The sequence below is a fragment of the Winogradskyella sp. PC D3.3 genome (genome assembly GCF_054366245.1).
Genome location: NZ_CM135962.1, coordinates 2877227 through 2903435 on the forward strand (window position 1 = coordinate 2877227; position 26209 = coordinate 2903435).

The 26209-nt window shown below is 33.8% G+C and carries 13 protein-coding genes; 4 read left to right on the forward strand and 9 right to left on the reverse strand.

What is annotated here, in order from left to right:
* Positions 1–69: 69 nt before the first annotated feature.
* The 7 genes from ACXGSQ_RS12675 to ACXGSQ_RS12705 all read right to left on the reverse strand — a co-directional run bounded on the left by ACXGSQ_RS12675 (position 70) and on the right by ACXGSQ_RS12705 (position 20949).
* Positions 70–4932, reverse strand: coding sequence for a PQQ-dependent sugar dehydrogenase (locus ACXGSQ_RS12675; protein WP_458626525.1), 4863 nt, complete (start codon positions 4930–4932; stop codon positions 70–72).
* Positions 4933–5163: 231 nt separating this feature from the next.
* On the reverse strand, positions 5164–6147 hold the full coding sequence (locus ACXGSQ_RS12680) for a PorP/SprF family type IX secretion system membrane protein (RefSeq protein ID WP_458626526.1): 984 nt from the start codon (positions 6145–6147) through the stop codon (positions 5164–5166).
* Positions 6148–6175: 28 nt separating this feature from the next.
* A complete protein-coding gene (locus ACXGSQ_RS12685; RefSeq protein WP_458626527.1) occupies positions 6176–14389 on the reverse strand; it encodes a T9SS type B sorting domain-containing protein in 8214 nt (2737 codons plus the stop codon).
* A gap of 68 nt (positions 14390–14457) precedes the next feature.
* The gene (locus ACXGSQ_RS12690; protein WP_458626528.1) at positions 14458–17301 is read right to left on the reverse strand and encodes a PorP/SprF family type IX secretion system membrane protein; all 2844 of its coding nucleotides are present in this window, start codon (positions 17299–17301) and stop codon (positions 14458–14460) included.
* Position 17302: 1 nt separating this feature from the next.
* On the reverse strand, positions 17303–18766 hold the full coding sequence (locus ACXGSQ_RS12695) for a T9SS type B sorting domain-containing protein (protein ID WP_458626529.1): 1464 nt from the start codon (positions 18764–18766) through the stop codon (positions 17303–17305).
* A 130-nt stretch (positions 18767–18896) separates the two neighbouring features.
* Positions 18897–20225, reverse strand: coding sequence for a hypothetical protein (locus tag ACXGSQ_RS12700; RefSeq protein WP_458626530.1), 1329 nt, complete (start codon positions 20223–20225; stop codon positions 18897–18899).
* A 271-nt stretch (positions 20226–20496) separates the two neighbouring features.
* Positions 20497–20949 carry a hypothetical protein gene (locus tag ACXGSQ_RS12705; RefSeq protein WP_458626531.1) on the reverse strand — a complete coding sequence of 151 codons (453 nt, stop codon included), beginning with the start codon at positions 20947–20949 and terminating at the stop codon, positions 20497–20499.
* A 552-nt stretch (positions 20950–21501) separates the two neighbouring features.
* Here ACXGSQ_RS12705 and ACXGSQ_RS12710 point away from each other — a divergent pair.
* Complete coding sequence (locus tag ACXGSQ_RS12710; protein WP_458626532.1) at positions 21502–22113, forward strand: hypothetical protein; 612 nt, start codon at positions 21502–21504, stop codon at positions 22111–22113.
* 395 nt (positions 22114–22508) lie between these two features.
* Positions 22509–22700, forward strand: a complete 192-nt coding sequence (locus tag ACXGSQ_RS12715) for a cold-shock protein (protein ID WP_092467858.1) — start codon at positions 22509–22511, stop codon at positions 22698–22700.
* Between the two features lie 80 nt (positions 22701–22780).
* On the opposite strand, the gene ACXGSQ_RS12720 is transcribed toward ACXGSQ_RS12715, so the two are convergent.
* Both ACXGSQ_RS12720 and ACXGSQ_RS12725 read right to left on the reverse strand, forming a co-directional pair.
* The gene (locus ACXGSQ_RS12720; RefSeq protein ID WP_458626533.1) at positions 22781–23521 is read right to left on the reverse strand and encodes an acyl-CoA desaturase; all 741 of its coding nucleotides are present in this window, start codon (positions 23519–23521) and stop codon (positions 22781–22783) included.
* A 122-nt stretch (positions 23522–23643) separates the two neighbouring features.
* Positions 23644–24213, reverse strand: a complete 570-nt coding sequence (locus tag ACXGSQ_RS12725; protein WP_458626534.1) for a Crp/Fnr family transcriptional regulator — start codon at positions 24211–24213, stop codon at positions 23644–23646.
* A 189-nt stretch (positions 24214–24402) separates the two neighbouring features.
* On the opposite strand from ACXGSQ_RS12725, the gene ACXGSQ_RS12730 reads away from it, so the two are divergent.
* The gene (locus ACXGSQ_RS12730; RefSeq protein WP_458626535.1) at positions 24403–24648 is read left to right on the forward strand and encodes a cold-shock protein; all 246 of its coding nucleotides are present in this window, start codon (positions 24403–24405) and stop codon (positions 24646–24648) included.
* Positions 24649–24863: 215 nt separating this feature from the next.
* Positions 24864–26207, forward strand: a complete 1344-nt coding sequence (locus ACXGSQ_RS12735) for a DEAD/DEAH box helicase (RefSeq protein WP_458626536.1) — start codon at positions 24864–24866, stop codon at positions 26205–26207.
* The last annotated feature ends 2 nt before the right edge of the window (positions 26208–26209 follow it).

Sequence of the window (26209 nt, forward strand, 5' to 3'; positions counted from 1 at the left end):
ATTTTAAAAGCTAAAAAATCGCAAAATCTTCTTTAGATTTTGCGATTTATTTATAAACCAATAGTCATACTATTTAATTATCAATTTTTGTGTGCGTTTAGCTCCCGAAATAGTTTCTAATTCTACAATATAAATACCTGTATTTAGATGATGAACATCAATTGATTGTTGTGTAGATGTTCCATCTAATACGGTTGATAAAATAACACGACCATGAATATCATAAAGCGTAAATGAGGTTGATACCTCTAATTGTCCTGTAACCTCAACGGTACGTTCAAGTTGATTTGTTGAAATTTTTAAGGTGTCAAAAGAGGGATTATTTAGATGAAGTACATCATTTTCAAATCTAAGATAAAAACGACCTACGCCAGATAGATTATTAGTCGCTGTAAATGTATAATCATTAATATTTAATAATGTAAATGTATTATTAGAAGTATCCTCTAAATAGACATTAATTGCATCAGGAATATCCGTTTCATGAATAGTAATCGTAATTTCTTGACCTTGGTTTGCATGAACACCAAGTGCTATACTAACATTAGTCATAGCGTTTTCTCCTAAGGCTTGTATCATTAATGGTATATCTGAATTATCGTCTACTAAATGTGAATACATAGAAAATTCAGGAATGTTACCACTATATAGTGCAGCATCATAACCAGGATCTAAACCGAGCGTAGCATTACTGTTAAAGTAAATATCAGTATGATACTCTGAATTGAGTGTACTTGCCTTTAGTTTTATATATCCTAAATGTGCAGACGTATTTGATCGTCCTAATATAAAATCATCAGTATTACCACTAACACGCATTTCAGGTGTAAATGTGATAACGCCTCCACCTGGTTTACTCTTTACAAAGAAGCCTTGTCCAGGAGCAATTAATTGACCTGTTGTTAAATTATTTAGAATAGTCCAACCATTAGATGCATCACCATCATATCCATATATAGCTTGATAAGGTCCACCATTTAAATTCGCTTTGTTATGTTCAAAAAAGGCATCAAAATCAATGTACGCTGTATATGGATTACCTATAAGATTCCAGCCATCAAACGAAGATCCGGAAGTTGAAATATTTCTTGTTACAGTATTTGTATCTATACCACCATAAAAGGTTAGGGTAGTACCATAAGTTGCATCTTCTTGGCTTTCTCTAGCAGCTCTATATCCAATCCCTAAGTTTATATTAGTAGTAGCATTAGTGTCCGTTGAGTAAGTTTCATAGGCACCAACGGTCTCATCAAAAGGACCAAATAACTTCTGAGCTGTATTATTGGGATTTTCATATAGATTTTGATTGCTACTCGCAAAATCACCAAAGGTTTGTCCACTAACTGGTGATGAAATTAAATCATTTCCGGTTGTACCGTTAAAAGCATTTACATGTCTCTTATAGTTTAGGTTCCCAGTACTAGTACCTTCTACAATTAAACTTGAATACTTATTTGATATTGAATTTAATACGACGTCACCATGAATCGTTAAATTACCTGTTATAGTTAAACTACCACCTTCAAATATTTCGATCTTACCAACAGGAGGCACTGTATAATCTCCATCAATTAGTAGTGTTTCATCTACACCAACAATAAGGTCAATACAATTATCTGGTGCTGTAAATACAGTGGCATGACTTGAGTAAATACTTTTGTATCCATCTGTAAACTCAGCTTCAACCTCTACTGGTTGTCCATCTGAAATTAAACCAGTTAAAGTAATTGTTTGTGGACTCGATGTAATAGGAAAACTTTGACCATTTACCACTAATGAACCTGTTTCTGGTGGATTAGAATAGGTTACAATTAAATCTTGAGAGTAGGTATTATCGGACGTACTGCATGTAGTTTGTTGAAGTCCGGCAACAACGCTTTCTATAATTGTTGGGGTGTTATAAGGAACAAATTGTACTAATGTTGCTTTAGGTTCCGTATTAACGTCATTGTAAAATGGGTTATTTGGGTTATTATTTCCGACACCAGTAGATGCACCTCTGCCCCTTAAATGAATACTCTTTACATCATGGATACCATCACTATATAATTGTACTCTTAACGCTTCAGCAAAGATAGGTGTTTGATTGTCACCTCCCCATTCAAAGATACCTGCATTTATCCAGCCTCCTTTGCCTTCATTAATTGTAACCCAATTGCCTTCTCTCAGATAACTAATCCGCCACATTGTATATTGTTGTGATTGACCACCATAAGAACCACCTATAGTAATATAGTTAACAAATTTCGGATTTGGCCAATCAACACGCCAAAAGAATCCGTTTTCTGCATTTACGGTACCTTGATTATATAAATATTTTACACCATATTCTGCATATTGAGAAAACGTTTTATATTCACCTGTCAAGGGTTCATATAGAATTTCAAAAGGAGTACCTCGACCTTGTTCCATTCCTGGACCCGTAAATCCAGAATTAATAGCTGAAGGTAAAAGGGCCAAGTTACTCATTGGGTTTGGCGTATTTACTTCAGTAGTATTGGAATCTAATTGGTTTATCCATTGCTCAATTAAATCTACGGCAGGTTGGTCTATCTTTAATTTTGCAAGTGGTGGCATCATAATTGCTTGATCCACACTATTCATTTTATGAAATAAGATAGACTTTGAAGCCTCTCCTGGATAAATTATTTTTTCATTAGGATCAATACCTAAAGGATTTAGTATACCCGCAGTTAATAAGCCCGTGGCTTCAAGACTATTAAATAATCGTAAGTCAAAGGTCGTTCTGTTAGGATTGTCTAACCTGTGGCAATATGCACAATTTAAATCTAAATAAGATCTTGCTCTATCATCCAAGCTTGCCGTTAGGTCATTAATTGGTTTATTAGAGCGCAATTCTGAAGCATCAACATCTGTTATCGTCTGATTAAGAATACCCAAATGACTTAAAGTTACTAATTGATTACCTACCAAACCTGTCTCTTCATACAAATAATCTGTATTTAAATATCTCGTTTTTAATCCTAGATTACCTTTATTAGCTTCATTATGACAAGTATTACATTCCGTATTCGATGGAAAATGCCAAGTTTGAGTTCTAGTGCCACCATTATTATCTGTAGCGATGGTCACCGTTTCATTTAAACTTGTGGTTTGTAGTACGGCATCTGTTTGTGTATCATTCCAATTATAAGTTAAAAAATACCAGTCTCCGTTTTTATCTACTATAGAAAACCGTGTTTCTATTTTTTTGGTAATTGAAGGATTATTATCATCAATTTGTAAATTAAATTGTTTAATGATAACAGTTCCAGGAGGAAATTCCCAATCATTATATTCTGAATATTTGATTTGTTCTTCAGGACCAGAGTAAACTCCATCCGTATTAGGAACAGCAATCCATCTTCTTTTTAAGGCACCATCTGACCAAAATGACTCATATAACTCATAAGGGACGATTCCTTCATTAACTTCTAAAGTCGTTAAATCCGTAAAAATTTCAGTTTCAGAAAGTAATTGAGGCATAGTTGCATAAGCATCATCGACACCTTCTACAAGTTTGTAAATATTTTGATTATAAGCATGAGTCAAAAGAAAAAGTTCACCATCGCTATCCTCTCCAAATGAAATGATTTGATTTAAAGAAGCTATTTGTTCGTAGTCTCCAGAACTAGTGTCAATAGAAAAGATTTCACCACCACCACCATAATCTGCACTTAAATATTTCCCATAAAGATCTGGAATAGCAGAACCTCTATAAACAAATCCTCCAGCAATAGCATTCGCATCTGTACGTGCAAAAGCTGTTAAAGGTTCTTCATGCGGCATACCATCTAATAAAACGGCACAACCGGTTCCTCGATTATTAAACCCTTCATATTGTGGCCAGCCATAATTAGCTCCTTTTTTAACCACATTAATTTCTTCAAATGAACTTAAACCAACATCACCAATATAAAATTCACCTGTGAGTTTATCTTTTGTCATTCTAAAAGGATTTCTTAATCCTATACTATAATATTCTTCGTATGTTGATCCGTCAGGACTTAAAAAAGGATTGTCATTAGGAATCCAATATTCTATGCCAGTGACTTCATCGGCATTTCCAGAGACTTGTTTTGTTCTAATAGGAGCGTGACTTTTAGTTGGATCTTTGTCTACATCTAACCTTAAAAGTCCACCAGAGAGGTTATCTGTAATATCTTGCGCTCTTCTCCAAGAGGCTTGATCTCCAATAGTTAAATATAAAAAACCATCATTGCCAAAATCTAGACCTCCACCATAATGTGTGGTGCCATACATTCTAATTTTTAAAAGATCTATTTCAGAATTTGGAATAATAGATAAATCCGTTGGGTCAACGGTAAAACGGCGAAGTCTTAATTTATTACCTTGATACTCGTTTCTGTCTTCACTATGCGTACAGCCTTGACCAGTATGTGATCCAACAGCAGGACTATTTTGTCCTGCACTATTTTTAGATGTGTAATAAACGTATATATAGTTTTTAGGATTTACAGTTGCATTAAAATCAGGATGTAATGCCAAACCCAAAAATCCGCCATCGTGAACTATGCCTACATCTCCAGAAAGATCGAGCATAGGATTTTTTATAGTTGTTGTCTCATCATTATCAAACCAAAAAATAGCACCATCTAATTGAGCAATCATAATTCTATTTTGATTTGGCACAGGTTTAAACGCAATAGGGCCATTAAACCTTAAATTAGGATAAGCCACTCTATATGTCACATCTAAGCCAATATCAGCTTCGTCAGGAAATTTGCCATTTGCATAAGGTGCTATTGTTCCTGGAGTTTGTAATCCAGGACCTTGATTATTAAAATAAGGAAAAGCACCAAAAAGTAATATAGATGAAAAAAGGATTATAGTGGATTTGATTTTAAACGATTTGGATTGAATAAATAAAGCGACATTTCCTATCGTTTCCGTGGAGAAAGAATATTTCATTTGGTGATTGAATAAAATTAATAGCGAGCTAAACGTACTAATAATAAATTCAAACGGTAAAAAATTCCGATATAAGCAGTATTATATCGTTAAAGCATAAATATAAGGTTATGAGTGTTTTAAGTTTTGTTTTAAAATGTATTAGGCATAAAAAAAACAGCTATTAAGAATAACTGTTTTTAGTAACTTTCATTTCTATTTCTAATTTAGAACAGGCTATGATTTTAACGCTTAGCGATAATAACTTTGACTAGTTCCTTTTGTACAAGCACAATTACTTACTCCTTGTAAGAAATCTAATCCAATAGTAATCATATGAGTACCAGAATTGAATCCTGATAAATCATTAATGGTTAATTGGTAAGAATAAGCAAAAAAGAATTGATTGAATGTAATTCCACCGATTGGACCTACGTTTAACGGCTTAAAGAATTGATCATTAAGAAAACGATATGATCCACCAACAAAATAATAATCACCTTTTCTGTTAAACTTTCTGTATTTAAAATTGACATCAGTACTAGAACGCTTGTCACTATCAAACATTTGATAAAATAACGAAGGTTCAAACTCTACGTCTTTATTCTGTTTACTTTTAATGACTAATCCTGTATAGATTTGATAATTTAACAGTAGGCTAGGTTCAATTCCAACATAATTGTCAATGTCTTTTCTTAAAATATTGTTCGCATTAAAACTCAAATAAAAGGCCTTCCATCGGTATAAAATACCTGCATCAAAATTATTATTTGATTTAGAACGGTCATCCGTAATATAAGGGTCAATTATTGGTGTGTCGTAACTTAAATTAAAGTCTTCAATAGCCACTCTAAAACTATTGATATTATAAGACAGTCCAAATGATAAGAATTGTTTTGACTTATAATCTAAAGTTAAATGGTGAGCAAATGAAAATTTCACACCTTTTTGACGTGTGTTCCCATTCTTATCATTATAAGCGGATATACCAAATCCTGAACGATCAGCAATTCTAATATCGGCATAGATAGATTGATTATCTGGTGCATTTTTTATACCAACCCATTGTGTTAGTCCATTGGCTCTTATTTTTAGATTATCTCCAATACCTGCATATGTAGGTGAAATTACAAAGTCGTTATCTGCTAAATACTGTGTAAATACAGGTAAATTTAATTCTTGGCCATAACTCTGTGCAAAGACCAATAAAAGAAAATATAGTGTGATTTTTTTCATAATGTTATCTTTCTAGTGTTATGTGCTTTTATCTGTATAATGTAAAATGACCGACAAACTCTTTATCATTTGTTGAGTCGTTTGTTTTAACAACGAACCAATAATCTCCTGTTGGCAATTCGCGTCCTTTGTATTTCCCATCCCAAGCTTCACCAACACGGTAAGTCGCTATTTTACGACCATAGCGGTCAAATATATCAAAGGTGAGGTTAGGGTAATTCTCAGTACATCCAGGGGCCCAAGTATCAAATTCTCCATCGTCATTAGGTGTAAACCAGTTAGTAATACAAATATCTTGGAATTCTAACTCTACTTGTATCGTTGCAAAACAACCGCTACTATCTGTAACCGTGATTGTATACAATCCTGATTCGGTTATGAAAAAAGAGTTTTCTGAACCATTGTCCTCATCGTTTATTGTAAACTGATACTCACCAGTACCACCAGCAGCATTCGCTATATATTCATTTAATCCTCCTTCTGATAAGGTTAAAGTGACAGGGTCTGCCATTTCAATATCAAAGAATTCAGTGGTTTGAATACATCCATTGGTATGTCTAACATCAATATAATGATTCGTTCCTACAGGGACGTTTATAAATGTATTTTCGGATTGGTAAGGTCCACCATTTAATGAATAATCTAGTTGTGAAAGATCTTCAATAGAAGCATCAACTGTTACCGTAACAATATTTCCTTGAACGTTATTATCACAAATACTTTCAATAATAATTTCAGGTAAAATGTTTACAGAATCAGGGAATGTAATATTCCATTCAGATTCACATCCTTCGGCATCTCTTACAAACACAATATGATCTCCACCTTGTAAATTTGTAAAATCAAACTCAGTTTGTGCGGCACCTCCTGTAGTGTAAACACCGTTATAATCATCTAAACTCACGCTATAAGGAAGCGTACCTCCAGAAATAGCAATACTAAATTCTCCATCATCATCTCCAGAACAAACTTCAGGGAAGAATGAATTTGGAACGATACTTAAGATTACAGGATTAGGTTCTGTGATGGTAAAATCGAAAGTTAAATAACAGCCTAATTCATCTTGTACAATAATATTATAATTACCAGGTTCTAAATTTTCAAAAGTATCTGTTTCAAAAAACTGATTAAGTTGTGGTGAAATCGCATATTTAATAATACCTGTACCTCCGGACGCTGTAATTTCAACTGAACCATTATTACTACCAGCACAGCTAATATTGTTTATAACAATTGAAGCATCAAGAGGAGCATCTGGTTCTGTAATACTAATTGGAGCAGATGTTGCAACACAATCTCCACTTTCAACAAGCACAACATAATCACCAGCAAATAATTCAGTAAAATAACCAGGGCTATTTTCGGTTGCCGTTACTGGATTTCCTAAATCATCTTGTAAAGTATAGGTGTAATTTCCTAATCCACCTATGGCAGTGGCCAAAATAGTTCCATTATTATCACCAGCACAATTAATTGTAGGGTTGGTTGATTCTAATGTTACCTCGAGAGTAGGTAATGGATCTACTGTAATTTCGTTAGACACATTTGTTACACAACCATTGGCATCTCTTACATAATAAGAATAGGTTCCATCAGAAACAGGGAAGGTTGTCGATGTTGAGAACGTTCCGATAATTGGTGAAAAGGATGCGTTTTCACTATACGTGTATAAACCTGTACCTCCTGTTGCACTTAATGTTAACGTAGATTCTGTTAAACATGTTTGCGTAGTTGTTCTTACTAAACTTGCTTCAATTGGAGTTGGTTCAGTTATTACAATATTTACTGAAGTAAACTCACAATCATAGCCATCTGTAATTCGTACAAAATAAGTTCCAGGGCCTAAGTTTTCAAAGACATTAGAGGTTTGTGGACCAGAAACACTAGGTGTTGGCGACACCGTATTTAAGGTGTATGTATAATTTGAACCTTGACCACCTGTAACATTCGATATGGTAATACTCGCATTTTGATCTCCAAAACACGATAATACCGTAGTACTAGGAGTAAAGGTTGCGCTAATAGGAGCAGGTGGTTGTAAGTTAATGGTTTCGGTAGCAATACAACCGCCGCTATCTCTAACATTAACGGTATAGTTTCCGGCTGAAAGACCAGTAAATGTTCCGTTAGAAGAGTAAGCTACTGTTGCATCACCAGTTAATTCATATTCATAATTTCCCCAACCACCAGTTGCAATAGCTGTAATTGTACCAGCATTGTCATTACACGTTACATTAGACGTTTCTGAAACTGTAAGTGTCATGGCACTTAATGGAGATACAATAATAACATCAGAAGTTGCAGAACAGAAAGGAACATCTGTTTCTGTTATTACTACTGAAAATGACCCAGCTTCCATTCCGGTTACGGTCATTGGGTTTGTTGATGTGTTGGCATTAACAAGTCCTGTTACTGAAGTTCCAGAACTATTAAACACTTCGTAAGTATAAGCACCAGAATAGTTTTCGATGTTTATATCGAAAGCTCCAGAATTATCACCAAAACACGTAATTTCATTTGGAGTTAAAGTGAACGTAGGGGCAACAGCTTCAGCAACAACAACAGAAACTTCTTCTGTACAAGAAGTTAGTGTATCTGTAATTGTGATTGTGTACGTTCCTGAAGGGACTCCAGAAAACACATTACCTGTAACACTTATTGAAGCAGGATTTGGAAGAATGCTATACGCATATGATCCAGATCCACCAGACCCCGTAATTGTTATTTCGCCATCGTCATCATTACAAGACGGTAATGCAGTTACTTCTGGTGTTAAAGCAATAGGCGGAACAATATCTAAAGACACCGTATTTCCACAACCATTCACATCTTTAATTGCTATAGTATGAGTTCCTGAATATAAGTTTGAAAGGGTAAATGGAAAGGTTTGCGTTTGAAATGCCCCTCCGTTAATACTAACGGTATAAGGAGGCATACCAATTGTATCTAAGGTAACGTCAATTTCATACTCACCTTCTGCAACGGTACATTGATTGTTTATCGTTGCTGAAATATTTGGAGTTGGATCCATATCTAACACCTGAACAGCACTAGATACAATACAGTTATATGCATCTTTAACATGAACGTAATAACTGCCTGCATCCATATTAAATGTACTTGACGTATCCCAAGCGGCATCTGTAGGAAGTGGGCTACTTGGTGTTGTTGTAATTTGATATTGATATGGTGGCGTTCCGTTAGATCCGATAGCGCTTATAACTCCAGAATTAGCTTCACAATTAGCATTCTGATCGATTGAAACAGCTAATTCTAAAAGAAATGCAGATTCTGTAATATTAAAAGGAACGGTTACAATACCACAACCCGCATTTGCGCCAGTGGTTTCACTAATTGAAACGTAATAATTTCCATAAGGTAATGGCCCTAAGTCCGTAACATTTAACGCTCCATTTGCAGGTACAGTTCCAGAACCTATAATACCTGTTGATGTTAAACTTAAAGAATCGAAAATTTCATAACTAACGTTCACGGAACTACTGTAAACACTGTTTACTGTAAAAGATACATTTCCATCGGCACTACCTGTACATGTAATATTATTAGCACTTACAGCTGTTGCTGTTAAGGTTGAATTGGTAGGAATAGGAATTGTTGAAGGTTCATAATAACTACAATTTGTAGATTGGTCATAAACTATAAATGTATAAAGAACACCAGGTGTTAATCCTGTAAAAGTCGCAGATTGACTTCCAGGAGCATCTTCTGGTAACCAAGTACCTACAGGATATACAGTAGATACACCATGATAAATACTAAAGAAAAATGGTCCTGCACTCGTTAGCGATGAACCAATGCTTACTTCAGCTTCACCACCTGTAGAACAGTCTACCGTTGCAGTAACATCAATATCTAAATCTGTTGGAGGTGAAGCCACTAATACATCTTGAACTAAAACAGAACAACCATTGGCATCAACTACATTTATTTCGTACAATCCAAAATCAACCACATCAAAACTTACGGATGTAGAACCTGTATTGTTTAGTTCTGAATTTGAATAACCATTAGATCCTGTTACAAAATAATTATAAGGAGGTGTACCACCTACAGCGGAGTTTATGATAACTGAACCTTGAGAAACACCACCTGGACCACAAGTAATATCAATAGCATCGTAATCTATAACAATTGCATCTGGTTGGTCAATAACAATGGTTTCAGTTGTTGTACACATTTTTGAATCCGTTAAGGTAACCGTATATGATCCTGCTGGTAATCCAGAAGTTTGTGTTCCAAAATCTGTTCCTGTAGTATCATTATTGACATTAATTGTAAAAGGCGGTGTTCCTACTGTAGTATCAATAGTAACATCAATAGCTCCATTAGTATCTCCGTTACATAAGATAGGTTGTGTTTGAGCCACCAAACTTAAAGTGGGTAATGACAAAGGGTTTACCGTAAGTACAGAGGATTCCGCTGAACAACCATTAGCATCTGTAATTTGAAACTGATAAGTTCCTGCAGTTGCTGTTGAATATGTAAATGGTGTTCCTGTTGCTCCTAAAGCGGTATATGCTGATCCATTGATAGAAACAGCATACGTATATGGTGCAGGACCAGATATAGTTCCGGTAATAATAGCATCAGGCGAAGCTGTACAATCTAAACCTTCTGTTAAAACAACGGATAAAGTTGGAGTAGGTATAGGATCAATGGTATATGATTCGCTATACACACAATCATTCTCATCTTTTACTTGAAACGTATATGTTCCAGGTTCTAAGCCAGAAAAAGAAGTTGAAGTTTGATATGTAGTAACTGCCGAAGCAGGCGCTGTGATTTGATACTCTAAAGTTCCTGTTCCACCTGTAGTTCCTGTAATCGTTATTGTAGCTTCATTTGTTGGACAGGTAACAGGAGAATTATCAAACATTAAATCTGTTGGTGGATCTAATGCATCTATTGTAATAGTATTAGTTCCCGAAGTACACCCACTATCATCTTTTACAATAATTGTATAGGTACCTTGCGTTAAGTCATTAAAAATAGGACTCGATTGATATTGAACTCCGTCAATACTGTATGTATATGGAGCATTCCCACCAGTAACATTTGTAACTGTGATTGTTCCATTTGTTAGACATGTTAAAGGTGTTGTAAGATCTATAGTGCCATCAATAGGTTCACTCGAATTTATAGTTACGGTTAGTGGATCAGTTACACAAACATCAGTACCAGAAGTGTATTCTAGTACAACATCATAGTTCCCAACAGTTAGATTTGTGAACACATTAGAATCAAAAAACGTTAATCCTCCATCAATACTATAAGAAATACTATTGCCATTAGGATTTGTAACGTTTATGGTTAGCATTCCAGAATCGGTATTATCCGCACAAGCAATATCGGTTACATCAACATTAAATTCTGGTCCAGAGATTGCTTCAACGGTAATTGTAACATCTGCACTACAATTATTAGAATCGGTTACTGTAATATCATAATCACCAGCTGTTGTTACCACTATTTCTGGAACTGTTTGAAATTCCGTAGAACCATTTACAAAATAGAAATACGGAGGTGTACCACCTACAGGGTACACGGTAATCTCACCTTCGGTACAATTTAATGGACTTGTTATAGCAGCTGTTACAGAAAGAAGTGGCGGTTCTGTTATTGTAATATCTTCAGAAAATATACAACCATTTTCAGAGGTTATCGTTGCTGTGTAGATGCCAGGATTTAAGTTTTGAAACGTGTGAGTATTATCAATAACAGGCCCAACACTATTGACAAGGCTACCACCTTGTGTCAATGAAAACGAATATTGAGGATCGACATCATTCGCTGCTAAATAAATGGTTCCCTTATCTCCGTAACAAAAAGGCTGCGTTACCACTGTTGATCCTGTAAAAGCTCTATCTCTAATTTGAACATCTGGAACGGTAAAAACACAGGGGTTAGTTGCAACACCGACTTGTCTTATGTAAGCTGTATAGATACCTGCGGTGTTAACTTCAAACACATTACTATCTTGAAAATTAGTACCATCTAAACTGTACTCATAGCCTGAAGGCACTCCGTTTACAGTAATACTACCAGGCGTTGTACAAATAATATCTGTTGCATTTACGGTTGCATTTAATATATTTTCATAGATATTAAAATAGAATTGAACAAAACAACCTCCAGGATAATTTATGGTTATTCTATATTGACCAGAAGTATCTGCAAGAAAATTGGCACCATTTGCAACTTCATTCCATGTACAAGCGCTATCCTCATTTGCACAATCAGAATTAGATACAGCAGAACAACTAGCTTCATCTAGTTTTTCCCAAATAACCGATGTCGAATTTGAAATATTAGTTTCAATTAATCTCGAATCATTTGCTCCACATAGGAATATATTAGGTAATAATTTCCCATCATTAGGACAAGTAACCACTTCATCTGCATAAGGAATTACAGGATTGGTTGTGTTTCCACCAAAAAGTTCAACATGAAATTCTTGCACAATAGATTGACAAGGAGCAACTGCAGTATTAAACGAATAGTAAGTTCCTGTTTCTGTAGCAGTAAATGTTTGTGTATTACCTATAACAGGTGTGCCAGTAGGGCTTGAAGACCAAGCGTAAGAATCATAGCCATTTGCCGCAGTAAGTTCAACACTATCTCCACATAAAACAATATCTTGAGAGAATGTACAATTTAAATCGGCCAAAAAATTTGTTGCTTGTGGTGAGAGCAGACATCCAGTATTACTACTTAAACTTGGATCGTCTGTAATATTAAAATTAGGATTAAAAAATCCACTATAACTTGCAAAAGCTTGATTACTGATAATATTAGTACAGGCATCAATTAACAAGTTACACGATTCAACCACTTGTACTTCAATACGAATTTCGTAAACCGGATCATTCTCTTCAACTAAAGAGTTGTCCACTGCAAATATTATTTCTCTAGTAACAGGGTTGTAACTAGAAACTGTGACTCCAGGTGGCAATACTAAATCATCAGGATAATTGAATACAATATTTACCGGAAGAACATCTCTAATTTGAAAATTAGTTGCATTATCGTTACCTGTATTTTGAAAACCAATCACATAATTAAGGGACGTTCCAAGATCAACGTAGGCATTACCAATATTATTTCCCGCATCATCTTCTACAATTTTTGTAAGAACAATATTAGGCTCGATAATCTCTACTGCAAAAGCGAAAAAATAGGGAAAATAGGTATCACCGCTTGTTTCTAACCTAATAGTTCCGGAAGTAGCATTATTGGCTATCACTGAATTTCCTGGATTAGGAATGGCAATAACCCCAGTATCAAATCCAAGAGTGTTTGTACTATTAGGGACTCTGTTATTAACAGGTGTGGCGTCTAGTTGTGTAACCGAACTATTGAAAAAGTTCGCCACCGGACGATCTGCAGTCGATAAACTTACGCCATTTAATCTTAAACGATCTCCTAAAATTGGACTATCACCTTCTAACGTTGCAAAAGCAAAATTAGCTCTTACAGGAGCAGGAGCAGGAACAGTTCTAAATCCATCCACTGGAATATCTAGCGTAGGATTACCACCAGCAACACTAATGGCGCTAAAACCGTCAAAACTCGTAATTGATTTTCCCGGTAATGTTGGGTCTTCATATACAATAAATAATGACCAACCAGCAGATTGACCTGTTCCATTGTATGGATTATAAGATGCTGTTCTTCCTTGGGCGGAAGAGACGTTTGCTACAGTATATGTTCCTAAATCTACACCAGAACCAAAACTGGTGACAATTGAAGTCACATCGGCAAAACAAGCATAAGAAAAACTATCACCACCATCTACAGAATTTCCACCAGCATCGTATATAATAGTTCCTTCTATATCATTATAACCACCTACAGGGCCTTTAAATTTTACTTCAGTAATTGGAGCCTCTCCCGGATTTACAGCTCCCCAATATAATCCTGCATATATAATTTTGTAACAATTAGGATTTGGAATTTCTAAATCAGCACTAGAAGAACTAAATGTAGAAGGGTCTCCATCGATATCAATATAGGTCATATTAACCTGATGATTATATACCCAATTGTTATTAAATGCATTATTATTAGGCCCAAGAATATTGTTTCCAATAAGAACGATATCACCTTTTAAATCTTCATTAAATCTAGGATTAAAAGGTTCGTAGTTTTGAGCAAATGCTAGCTGTCCTAAAAAGAGACTTAAAGCAATTAATACTATTCTAGAAAAAGTAGGTTTTTTCATGATAATTGATTGTTTTTTTTCATTTTACGACTTGGGGCAAAGTATAAAATGACAGGTGGCTTAACTATTTATTGGTTTTCAATTTTTACTATTGACATTTTCCCATTGTAGGGTCTATTTCCTTTAGATTTCATAGCCTTATTGGCACTAGAAATATCATTAACTTTATCGTAATAAATGTAATATTTACTAGTATTTACATCATGAAAGAAATCAACGTTTGTTCTTCCTGAAGCGACAACTTTAGTTATAAATTCATCTCTGCTTTTTACATCTCCATGAACTGCTATAATGAGGTAATAACCACTTTCAACATGTTTAATATTCTTTAAAATTTTGATGTTATTACCTTGTTCTTCACCAAAATCAAAATCTTCAGCTTTAAAAGGAGTCTCTGCTAATGGTGTGTTTTCTCTTATACTTTTTAACTTCGCTCTATCTTGGCTGTATCTATCGTCTTCATTATTAAAAGCCGCCCGTTTGATTCGTCTTCTTTTCTCAAATTCAGTAGCAATCTTAATCGCTTCTAACTTTGCATCTAATTGTGCTTTTGCGGCATTAGCTTTTACTTGTTCTGATTGTAGTCTTTTGATTTCTTTTTTATAAAATAAATTCACTTCATCTAAAGCATACGTACCATTACTAGCACGTTCTTCATAAAGTTTGTTTAATTCATCAATTTTCTCACTACGTGTTTTAATGACATTTTCTAAATCGGCCTTAATCGCTCTAAGTGCATTATTTTCTGCTGTTACACTTTTAAACGGTCTTGGTTGTACTGTAATCCCTTGATCACTTAAATCATTTTCTTCTTTTAAATCTTTAAGGTCTTGATCTTTTATAGCAATAATATCATTGAACTGTTTTAGTAAATCATTTTGAACTGTTTTAGAATCCTCAGTTGATTTAGCCAAAGTTTGCATTGATTTAGCAAGTGCATCTGTAGGGTTTGAAATAAGATCTTCTTTAGCATCTTGCTCTGCTACTAATTCAACTTGAGCATCAGCTTCTTCTTTTGCTTTTTGTTCTGCTAATAGTTTGGACTGAGTATCAGCTTCTTCTTTTGCTTTTTGCTCCGCTAATAGTTTGGCCTGAGCATCAGCTTCTTCTTTTGCTTTTTGTTCTGCTAATAGTTTGGCCTGAGCATCAGCTTCTTCTTTTGCTTTTTGCTCTGCTACTAATTCAACTTGAGCATCAGCTTCTTCTTTTGCTTTTTGTTCTGCTAATAGTTTCGCTTGAGCATCAGCTTGTTCTTTTGCTTTTTGCTCCGCTAATAGTTTGGCCTGAGCATCAGCTTGTTCTTTTGCTTTTTGTTCCGCTAATAGTTTGGCCTGAGCATCAGCTTGTTCTTTTGCTTTTTGCTCCGCTAATAGTTTGGCCTGAGCATCAGCTTGTTCTTTTGCTTTTTGTTCTGCTAATAGTTTGGCCTGAGCATCAGCTTGTTCTTTTGCTTTTTGTTCTGCTAATAGTTTGGCCTGAGCATCAGCTTGTTCTTTTGCTTTTTGTTCTGCTAATAGTTTCGCTTGAGCATCAGCTTGTTCTTTTGCTTTTTGTTCTGCTAATAGTTTCGCTTGAGCATCAGCTTGTTCTTTTGCTTTTTGTTCTGCTAATAGTTTGGCCTGAGCATCAGCTTGTTCTTTTGCTTTTTGCTCCGCTAATCGTTTCGCTTGAGCATCAGCTTGTAATTTTGCTCTAGTTTCTGCTCTCTTTGCAGCGATTTTATCCGCTTCTATTTGGTCGGCTTTGGCCTGAGCTTCAGCTAATTCCTTTGCCTTTTGTGCCTCTAATAGTTTCGCTTGTTTCTCAGCTTCGATTTTAGCTTGCGCTTTTTCTTCTGCAATTAATTTTGCTTGTGCATCTGCTTCAGCTTTTGCTTTAGTATCTATAGTTGATTTATTACTAGCTACTTTTGGTTTAGATTTTTTAGTTACACGACGTTTTTTATAACCACCAGATGATAAGATACTACTGACTTCATCCTCGCGACTATAATCGTAATAATTATTGTTTTTAAATCGGTAAGCCAATGTAATTTCGTGAGAAGGACCATAATTACTTAACTCACCAAAAGCCGTTTCGTAATTATACTCAATTGCAATTTGTGTAGTAATATTAATCCCTAATCCGCCAGAAGCTCCATATAATGTATTATAACCAGCTTGTGCCCAAATACCTTTAGGTACGGTAACCATAGCCACTGCGGATATAATGGTTTCTTCTTTTTGAAAATCAGATTGCAATAATCCCGTAAACTTACTCTCATCAAAAAAACCTCTACTATCCATATAGCCCGTATACATAATGTGAGCTTGAATACTTTGTTGAGGATTATCTTCAATAAGGGCAGAGGTTTGAAAATTATATAAGGCTAAGTTATTTATTGCTAATCCAAAATCTAAAAACTCAGTCCCGTAGTTAATTCCTGGATTCACAGTTAATAGAAAATTTTCTGGAACATTTTGAAGTGAAGGATCGTCAAAATTAGTAACAACGTTTGCAGTATTCACTCCACTTTTATAAGCTCCGATATTTAAACCAAACGTAAGGTTGCTATCACGACCAAGTTTTGCATTGTATGCAAAATTCAAAAGACCACCAAAGGTGGTTAATACTCCATAATTTTGTTGAAAAAGACCTAATCCTGCTCCGATATTTTCACCAAATCGTCCTGAGTAACTCGCTAAATAGGTGAGTGGTGCGTTTTCAAATTGCACCCATTCTCTTTTGTTATAGAAACTAATAAACTTGGTCTGTTCTCTTACAAAACTAAATGTTGGGTTTAGGGTGTAACGATTAAAGGTTAAAGAATTTCGTGTTGGTATGGCAAACGAAACCACTCCGTCATCTTCTTGAGCGTAGGATGTCTGTGTAGCACAGATACATAATATAAGAAGTAAGAAATATGATTTCATATTATTTCACTACGGTTATTGAACCTTTTTTTACTTTATTATCAGATGTTGTGATGATGTAATAATACACTTGATTAATACTCGTTAATTTTAAATCGTTTTCTGGCCAATTATTTTGATAATCATTTGTTTTTAAAACCACCTTACCTTGATTAGTCATTATCATAACTTCAGTGTCCGTACCACTAACATAAGCTGTTGGTATAATCCAAGTGTCGTTAATGCTATCTCCATTTGGACTGATAAGATTAGGAATCTTTTCTACGTCAGGAAAAAGATCAAGAGCTTCTTCTATTGAAAAGACATATTCTACTGAAGTTGTACAGCCTGTAGATTGTGTAATGATTACTTTATAGTCACCAAACTCAGTCGCTTCAAATGAAGCTCCTGTTGCGCTAGGGATTAAATCACCATTCAAATACCAAGTAAACTCAGGGTTTGTGGCTGTTGTAGTAACGGTTACCATTAAGGAGTCTTCAGCAGTCATTTCATTAAATTCTGGGACATTGATAGCACTATCAAATAATTCACTTACTAAATCAATTGAACCGGAAGCAGAACAATCTCCTAAATCGACTTGAACTGAAAATACACCAGATGCATTAGTCTGATACATCTGATCAGTGGCTCCGTCAATTATATTTCCATCTTTATACCATTGATATGCTAGTCCGCCTATAGTACTTAAAGTGGTATAGCCTTGTTCAGGACAGTAAGGGTTGCCTAAGCTAGATACGATAGTTGCATTGGCTTCACCAGATGTTGCTTCACTAATAGTCACACGATTAGAAAAAGAATCGGAAGTACAACTTCCATAATTTGTTCTCACAAAATAAGTTCCTTCGGTATTAACACTTAATGTTGGTCCGTCAGCAACAAAAGCAGATGTCGTAGGTCCGGTTTCCTTATACCATTTAAACGTTAAGTTTGGATAGAGTAGAGGCGAATCGTTTGTGCCATTACCTGGATTATCTATAGATAATAAATAACTACCTCCTGTACAGTAAGCTCCTGTTGATACTAAATTATTAATGGTGAAAGGAGAATCTTGAATTTTATAATATGCTGCAAACGGAACTGATTTAGAGCTGGTTGCTGCTGGTGAACTACTTTTAATACGAATACGGTAATTTTCACCGGCTGTTGTTTCAGGGATAGAAAAAGTGATGGTTGCTGGTGATGTAGTTACAGTGCCTGCGTCTGTAGTATGTATCGTAGTTGGGCTTGTAAAATCACCATCAGCATCAGACATTTCAATTGTAAATTGATTAGAGGCATTTAATGCCGATTCAGGTGAAAAAATAAAAGTAGTAGTATAGGTATTAAACGACTCGCTTGCACATGCCTGACCAAATCCTAAGTTAGGCGTACCAATTACGACTTGAGCATTAGCTTCATTTGATATAAAAATGAAGCATAAGCAAATTCCAAAGAAGCATTGTGTTAGGGAAATAGATTTAAGCATCGTCTTAGAGGTTGTAGTTTTTTAATCAATAAGCTGTTTAGGTTTTTATCAGTGTCATTGGATATTTAAAATTGCTTTTAAATATCCAATGAATTAAAATTGAATTTTTATATTACATTAGAGAATGATTTTATTCGTCGTCTTCTTTATTATTGTCATCAAATAAATCATTTGAAGCAATAATTTTATTTATTCTTAATCTGAAATCTGGATTTCTACTGTTGTTAGAGTCAATAAAAGTTTCAGAATCGGGACCTTTTGAATAGACATTATCAAAAGCTCTACTACCATACCAACTTTCTAAATCGTCATTATTTGTATAGCCTTTTCTATAAATATTTCCTTTACAGTTATTAAAGTAAGAGCTAGTGAATTTTATTTTTTCTAAATTATCGTTATTAATAGCGATGCGGTCATCAAAGATTACTGCAGGTTTAAAACCAGAGATCACACTTTTATTAATACTAAACTCAACGTCTGGTCCAATAAAAATAGCTTCCTGTACTAAACCTATTTTTATATCCGTTTTTAAATCTTTACTAACATTTATTAAGGTTAGGTTTTCAGCATTTATATAAGTAGGTTTTTTAGAAGCGTCAATGTTTTCTTTCAAATCATAAGAACTTGCATATATACAACGTGAACCATCAGCACTTGAAATATAAGGAGATCTTATAGCCAAAGCATTTTCAATATGACATTGTGCACCTAAGTTAAAATTATAATCATTTTTATTAGATCTAAAAGACACGGTTTTAGTTAAGTTAACTTCACCACCAATAATATTAAAGGAGTTTCCTTCACAATAACTAACCATTACGTTACGTATTGCAGTATCTAAACCAACACCTGCAAGAGTAAGTCCACTGAAGTTCCCAAAGTCTTTCGTCTTTTTACCAGCGTATTCAATTCTGACATAATTTAATGAACCTGAATTGCTAAAAGGATTATCACCACCATAGCTTAAACTTTCGGTTATAGACGGTTCTAAACCGTAATTTAAAGAAGCTAAGTTTCCAAAAGTATTTAAAGGAGCGTTTCCTAAAATAAATATCCCTCCCCAATCGCCAGGTTTTTTATCCGTTCTGTTAGATGTAAATACTATTGGGTCTGTTGTTGTACCTTCAGCAATAATTTTAGAACCATTACTAATAATTAAAGATCCTTTAGTTTTAAAATCACCAAGAACCACTGTTCCTGGTTCAATTGTTAAGGTTGTGCTATCTGTAACAAAAACATCACCAAGAAGAAGGTAAGTATTTCTTTTATCTAAAGTAATGTCTTCAGTAATGTTTCCTGATAAAATTTGTGTCGGTTCTTCATAGTTAGCTTTATTAGGTTGAAAGTCTGTCCATGAGTCTAGCCAATTATTATAGCCAGTTATTCCTTTTTCTTGTTGGGCAAATAAATTACCAAACACCAAAAGAAAGAAAAGTGTAGTAAGAGTAATTTTTTTCATATTTAGTGAAATTTGATATTTAGGTTAAGGGCTTTCAATCAATTCTATTCAAACATATAAATATTATCTATGAAACACAAATAATATCGATAAAATACATCTTTTAGTACAAAATATAGTATTTAGATTACAAATATGAGTCGTTAAACGTTAATAATGACAAATATTTTATTATTTTAAGTTTTCAACCTGAATAATTTAGAATATAAAAAAACCTTGATACTTTACGGATCAAGGTGTTTCTAAACACATACAATAATTAAAAAACTAACTAATCCTTTTTAAAATCGTCGTAAGTATGTAATGCTTTCAATGTTGATTCATAAAAAAGAATTGCGGCAATTAAATCTGTTGTATCCGAATAGGGCAATATCTTTTTTTGAAATTCCATCGTACTTTCAAAATAAGAGGCAGAAGCATTAATATTATCTTCTAACGCTTTTCTGTTATCCTTTGTATCTGGAATTCCAAGGTTCTCCATGGTTACTCCAGGTTTCGTTGCAAATGCAATATTTGGAAGAATATTTACAATCACTTCTATTCGTTCTATATAAAGGTTTAATAGGTCGCCTTTTTTCATCCTTTTTAAGTCCTCTCGACTGTGGTATTTTGAGATGTTTACTTTACCACTAATGATACTTTGAGATGCTTCTTTTTTTTGAGCAAAACTCATGCTAACCATTAGAAAAAATAGAGCACAAAATAAAGTAGATTTGGTTTTCATATTCACGCTTTTTAATTAATCTTAGTGCCACAAATCTATACAATTTATTAAATAAAACAATTAATTTCTAGCATTTTTCATAAAACATCTTGGGTTACCAAATACATATTTTGAGGTTAAACGGCGTGTTTGCTTGATAAAAAGCAGATTTTATCGACGAAATACTTTTATGCTTTTCGTTGAATTTTCAACCTAGAAAGCCTCAATTTTACTAAGAAATCCATTGTAAATATCAATTTATAAAGACAAATAGACTTAAGATGTAAAGGCCTTATCTACTCAAAATTAAATTGAAATTCATTTTACCAAAGAAGTGGCAATATTTCAATAATTAGTTGTTTTAAGTGCCTTTGTTTTACGTTTTTAGCAAGTGTAATTGTACTTGTCTGTAACTAATTTTTACTCAAATGTTTTTTTTATATCACTATTGTATTTCATCGATTATTTTTGTTTGTTTTTTCTGTTTATCGTCAAAAACCAGCATTGGTGTGATTTTTAGGGTATTAAGTTAGAAAAGCATCAAATTTGGTTAAACCCAAAAAGCTTATTCTCATGAAAAACCTAATTACTTTGTTTTGTATTGTGTGTTTTTATAGCGTGTTTAACCATGTTACTGCACAAGAATCAAATTCTATATTAGATTCTAAAAACCCTATACATGATCGCGCTATAGATCAGATAAAATATACAGATACCATTCCAGAGTTTAGGTCTAAAACAAATAAATTAAAACTAACAGGCATTATTTATCAAAGTGATGGTGTGACACCAGCCAAAGATGTGATTCTTTTTATTGAACAACCAGATGAAGACGGTGAATTTGATTTAAGAAATACGGGTGATGCACGTTATGTTTTTCATAGAAGTTGGGTAAAAACGGATGCCGATGGTAGATATACCTTATATACATTTGTGCCAGGTGGAGACAGAAGGTACAATCAGATGCAGCAAATATTCCCGCTAATTAAAGAACCTTTAAAGCAGGCTTATGTGGTTGAATCGTTTTTGTTTGATGAAGATCCATTGCTTACTGAAACATGTAGAAAGCGTATGGCTAAAAAGGGAGATGTGACTAGAATTCTTAAACTAAAGACTGAAGATGGTATTTTTGTTGCAGAACGTAATATCACTTTAAAAGCGAATCAAAATTTAGCGAAGTCTTAAATACAGACTTTACAATATTATATAGACGCTCTAAATTTATTTAGGGCGTTTTTTTTATAGACCACTTTTTGTTCAATGGTATAGGTGACCACATGTATCTTTAATTGTATTTAGTATACATATGAGCATACATTTTTTAACTAAGTGATAATTGTTTCTGATTTTAGTATAGACTTAAGTGGACTTCAAATAAATGCATAAATCTCAAAGCACAGTATAAATATTACAAAAAAGTAGATTTTTATCACTGTTTAAGGCGGTTATAGAGTAAATTAGGACCTGTTTTTATAGTGCCTTACAATAAAATAATAAGAAAGAATCCAAATAAAATGCTGTAAGTCAAAAAAATGGCATCATCTTTGTACTTTAATAAGTATTATAAATTAAATTACATTATGAGTAAAGGAACAGTAAAATTTTTCAACGATGCCAAAGGATTTGGATTTATCACTGAAGAAGGTGTTGACAAAGATCACTTTGTACACATTTCTGGATTAGTAGACGAAATTCGTGAAGGCGATGAAGTTGAATTTGATCTTGAAGAAGGTAAAAAAGGATTAAACGCAGTAAACGTAAAAGTTATCTAATACATATACTTCAAAGTTTAAATAAAAAAGCCCATCAATTTTGATGGGCTTTTTTTATGGGTAAAAATAGAAGAATATGACTATTCTTTAACTCTAATAGGTTTTAGTTTAATCACACCAAAACCATCTAGTATTTTTATAATGACGTATGTTAAATCAATTTCATACCATTTTACACCAAAGTTAGCTCTACTTGCATATTTATGATGATTGTTATGGTAACCTTCTCCCATCATTAAAAAATCAAAACGGAATAAGTTTTTACTAGTATTCTTCATTTTAAAATTCACGTAACCGTAGATATGACCAAACCAGTTGATAATAACTCCATGAATTGGAGCCATTAAAAACGTAATTGGCAATAATAGCCATTGCCACCAAGCTGTAGCAAACAACGCAAAGAATAATACATAAAGTGAGATCCATAGTAATCTTGAAAACCGAGAACTAGCAAAATTATCAAATGCTTTCCATTGGGGCACATTTTTAGTAAAACGCTGATCAACAGATATTCGTTGCTTATTAATATCTTGATAGATGGTTTTAGTTTTCCACATCATAGCAAATACATTAGCATCATATGATGGAGAATGTGGGTCTTTTTCTGTATCGGTATAGGCATGGTGCATTCGATGCATGATTCCATAACCATAAGCACTTAAATAGCTAGAACCTTGAAAAATCCAAGTTAGTATAAAAGTGATGCGTTCCATAGTTTTAGACATTGTAAATACTTGGTGTGCCGCATAACGATGCAAAAAGAATGACTGAAAAAACAGACCTCCATACCAAAGTATTAAAACAAAAAGAATTATAATCATAGTTATTTTTTTACAAAGATAAGTGCACAATACGTGCCAAACAATGAATCTAAATCAATAAAAACTTGGGTTTATGCACTGCAGTGATTAAATATGCTCTGTAAATAGTATTGTATAATTAATTATACACGTTTTCTTATTCGGCTTAAAGCTTGAGCTGTTATACCTATATAAGAACTAATATATTTTAATGGAATGTCTTTTAAAAGTTCTGGACGTTCTTTGAATAATTTTAAATAACGCTCTTCTGCGGTAAGATTTAGTAGGTTTTGTTCGCGACTAGATTTTAATAGAAAGAGGCGCTCAGCGGTTAATCTTCCAATTAGATTACCTATTTGAGTTGTTTTGTAAACGTCTTGTAAATCAGCATATGTTATACTTAATAAAGTCGTCTCTGTAAGCGCTTGTAATTGATAGGCAGAAGGTGTCTGTGTTAAGAAAGAATCGTAAGCACTAACAAATTGATTCTTAAAACTAAAGCCAAAAGTGATTTCTTTATCAGGATTTTCCTTAGGAATAAATAAACGTACTACACCAGACTCAATAAAAGAAATATGATTTTCAATAGCGTTAATTTGTAAAAAAACGCTTTTCTTTTTTATAACACGACGTTGCAATTTAGATGTAAAGAAATCCCAATCCGCTTGCGAAATGCTAGCTAGTTGATCTAAATATGCTTTTATTTGTTTCACGTTTTTCAAGGCTAATAATCGAGGCTGCAAAGATATAAATTCAAATAATCTTTAAATTGAAAATAGTAAGAAAGAACGATAATATGAAGTCTTTCATACAAACTCTATAAATTATACTATTTTTGTAATGTTAATTCATAAAAGTAATTACCGTTTTTTTAAATTTATAAATAAAAATTATACAAGAAGATGATTAGAAATTTCATAAATAAATTATTTAATCTTAACAAAGGAAGCGAAACAAAAGAAGGTACCGTGAAATTTTTTAATGCAAAAAAAGGATTTGGATTTATAACGCTTAACGACACTAAGGAAGAGATCTTTGTTCATACCACTAATGTTGTCGGTAAAATACGAGAGAAAAACAAAGTTACTTTTAATATAGAAAAGGGAGAAAAAGGCTTAATAGCAACTAATGTTCGTGTTGTAAAATAATTACGCCTTAATTATATTCTACATAACCATCTTAATTGATGGTTTTTTTGTTACTTAATTTTTAGAACGTTTCTGGGTTTTAAGTTCTAATTATCAAGTTCCTTGGCTTTATAGAGGTTGTAAGCTGTTTTAGTTGATTTAACTTTAATTTTGTAACGTCTTTTTTTATTCTATTACCAAGAACGGTATTCTTACCTTTGCAAAAATATTTTTTTATGTCCAAACGTTTTTCCGATTTAGGAATTAATGAGCAGCTACAACATGGTTTAGCTGATATACAAATTTCAATTCCAACAGATATTCAATTAAAAACGATTCCTGTGGTATTGCAACAAACTGATGATGTGGTTGCCTTAGCCAAAACAGGAACGGGAAAAACAGCCGCATTCGGACTTCCGTTAATACAATTAATCAACGTTGATGATTCTAATATTCAAGCCGTCATTCTAGCTCCAACGAGAGAATTAGGTCAGCAAATCAGTGCTAATTTAGAATCCTTTGCAAAGTATGTTCCGGAGATCTCTATAGCTACAATCTGCGGTGGAGTACCTATTAAACCTCAAATTGAACGTTTGCAAAGTAGTACACATATCGTTGTGGCCACACCAGGTCGTTTAGCAGATTTAGTAAAACGACAAGCCATTGATATTTCTAAGATTTCTTATTTTGTTTTAGATGAAGCCGATGAAATGGTAAGTGCTCTAAAAGATGGACTCGATGCTATTATAAAAGAAATCCCCAAAAAGCGACGGACGTTATTGTTTACAGCGACCATGCCTGGAACCATAAAACAATTGGTTCAAAATTACATGTCAAAACATGTTGTGCATATTGAAGCCGATATGGCCACTGTTGGACATCAAGGTATCGATCATCAATTTGTGGTGGTTGAGCCTATTGAAAAATTAGATGTTTTACTTCATTTCTTAAATTCGAAAGCAGGACAACGGGGTATTATTTTCTGTAAAACGAAAGCAGCCGTTAATAAATTAGCTAAAAACTTAGCGATTAATAAATTCTCTTCAGGGGCCATTCACGGTAGTTTAACACAAGGGATTCGCGATCGTATTATGGGGCAATTTAGAGAAGGGCATATTGACATCTTAGTCGCTACAGATTTAGCCTCTCGTGGATTAGACATTAAAGATGTGGAATATGTGATTAACTATCATTTACCAGACACCTACGATGCGTACGTGCATAGAAGTGGTAGAACCGCCAGAGCAGGCGCAAAGGGTTTAGCTTTAACTATTTTACAACAAGAAGAAGTTGCTGATATTGCTGATTTTGAAGATGAATTAGGTATTTCATTCAAGGAATACAAAAAAGCAGATGCTAAAAGCATAGAAGAAAACAAAGCTTTATTATGGGCTAAAAAAATATTTAAGACCAAGCCCAATCGTACCATTTCTGAGCAGTTAAGAAAAGACGTCAGAACGGTTTTTCATCATTTAACAAAAGAAGAGTTAATAGAGAAAGTATTAGCAAATCAGTTGGCACAAACTACTTTAGGAGTCCAGAAATCAGAGGATTCTAAACCAAAGAAAAAGAAAAAATAACT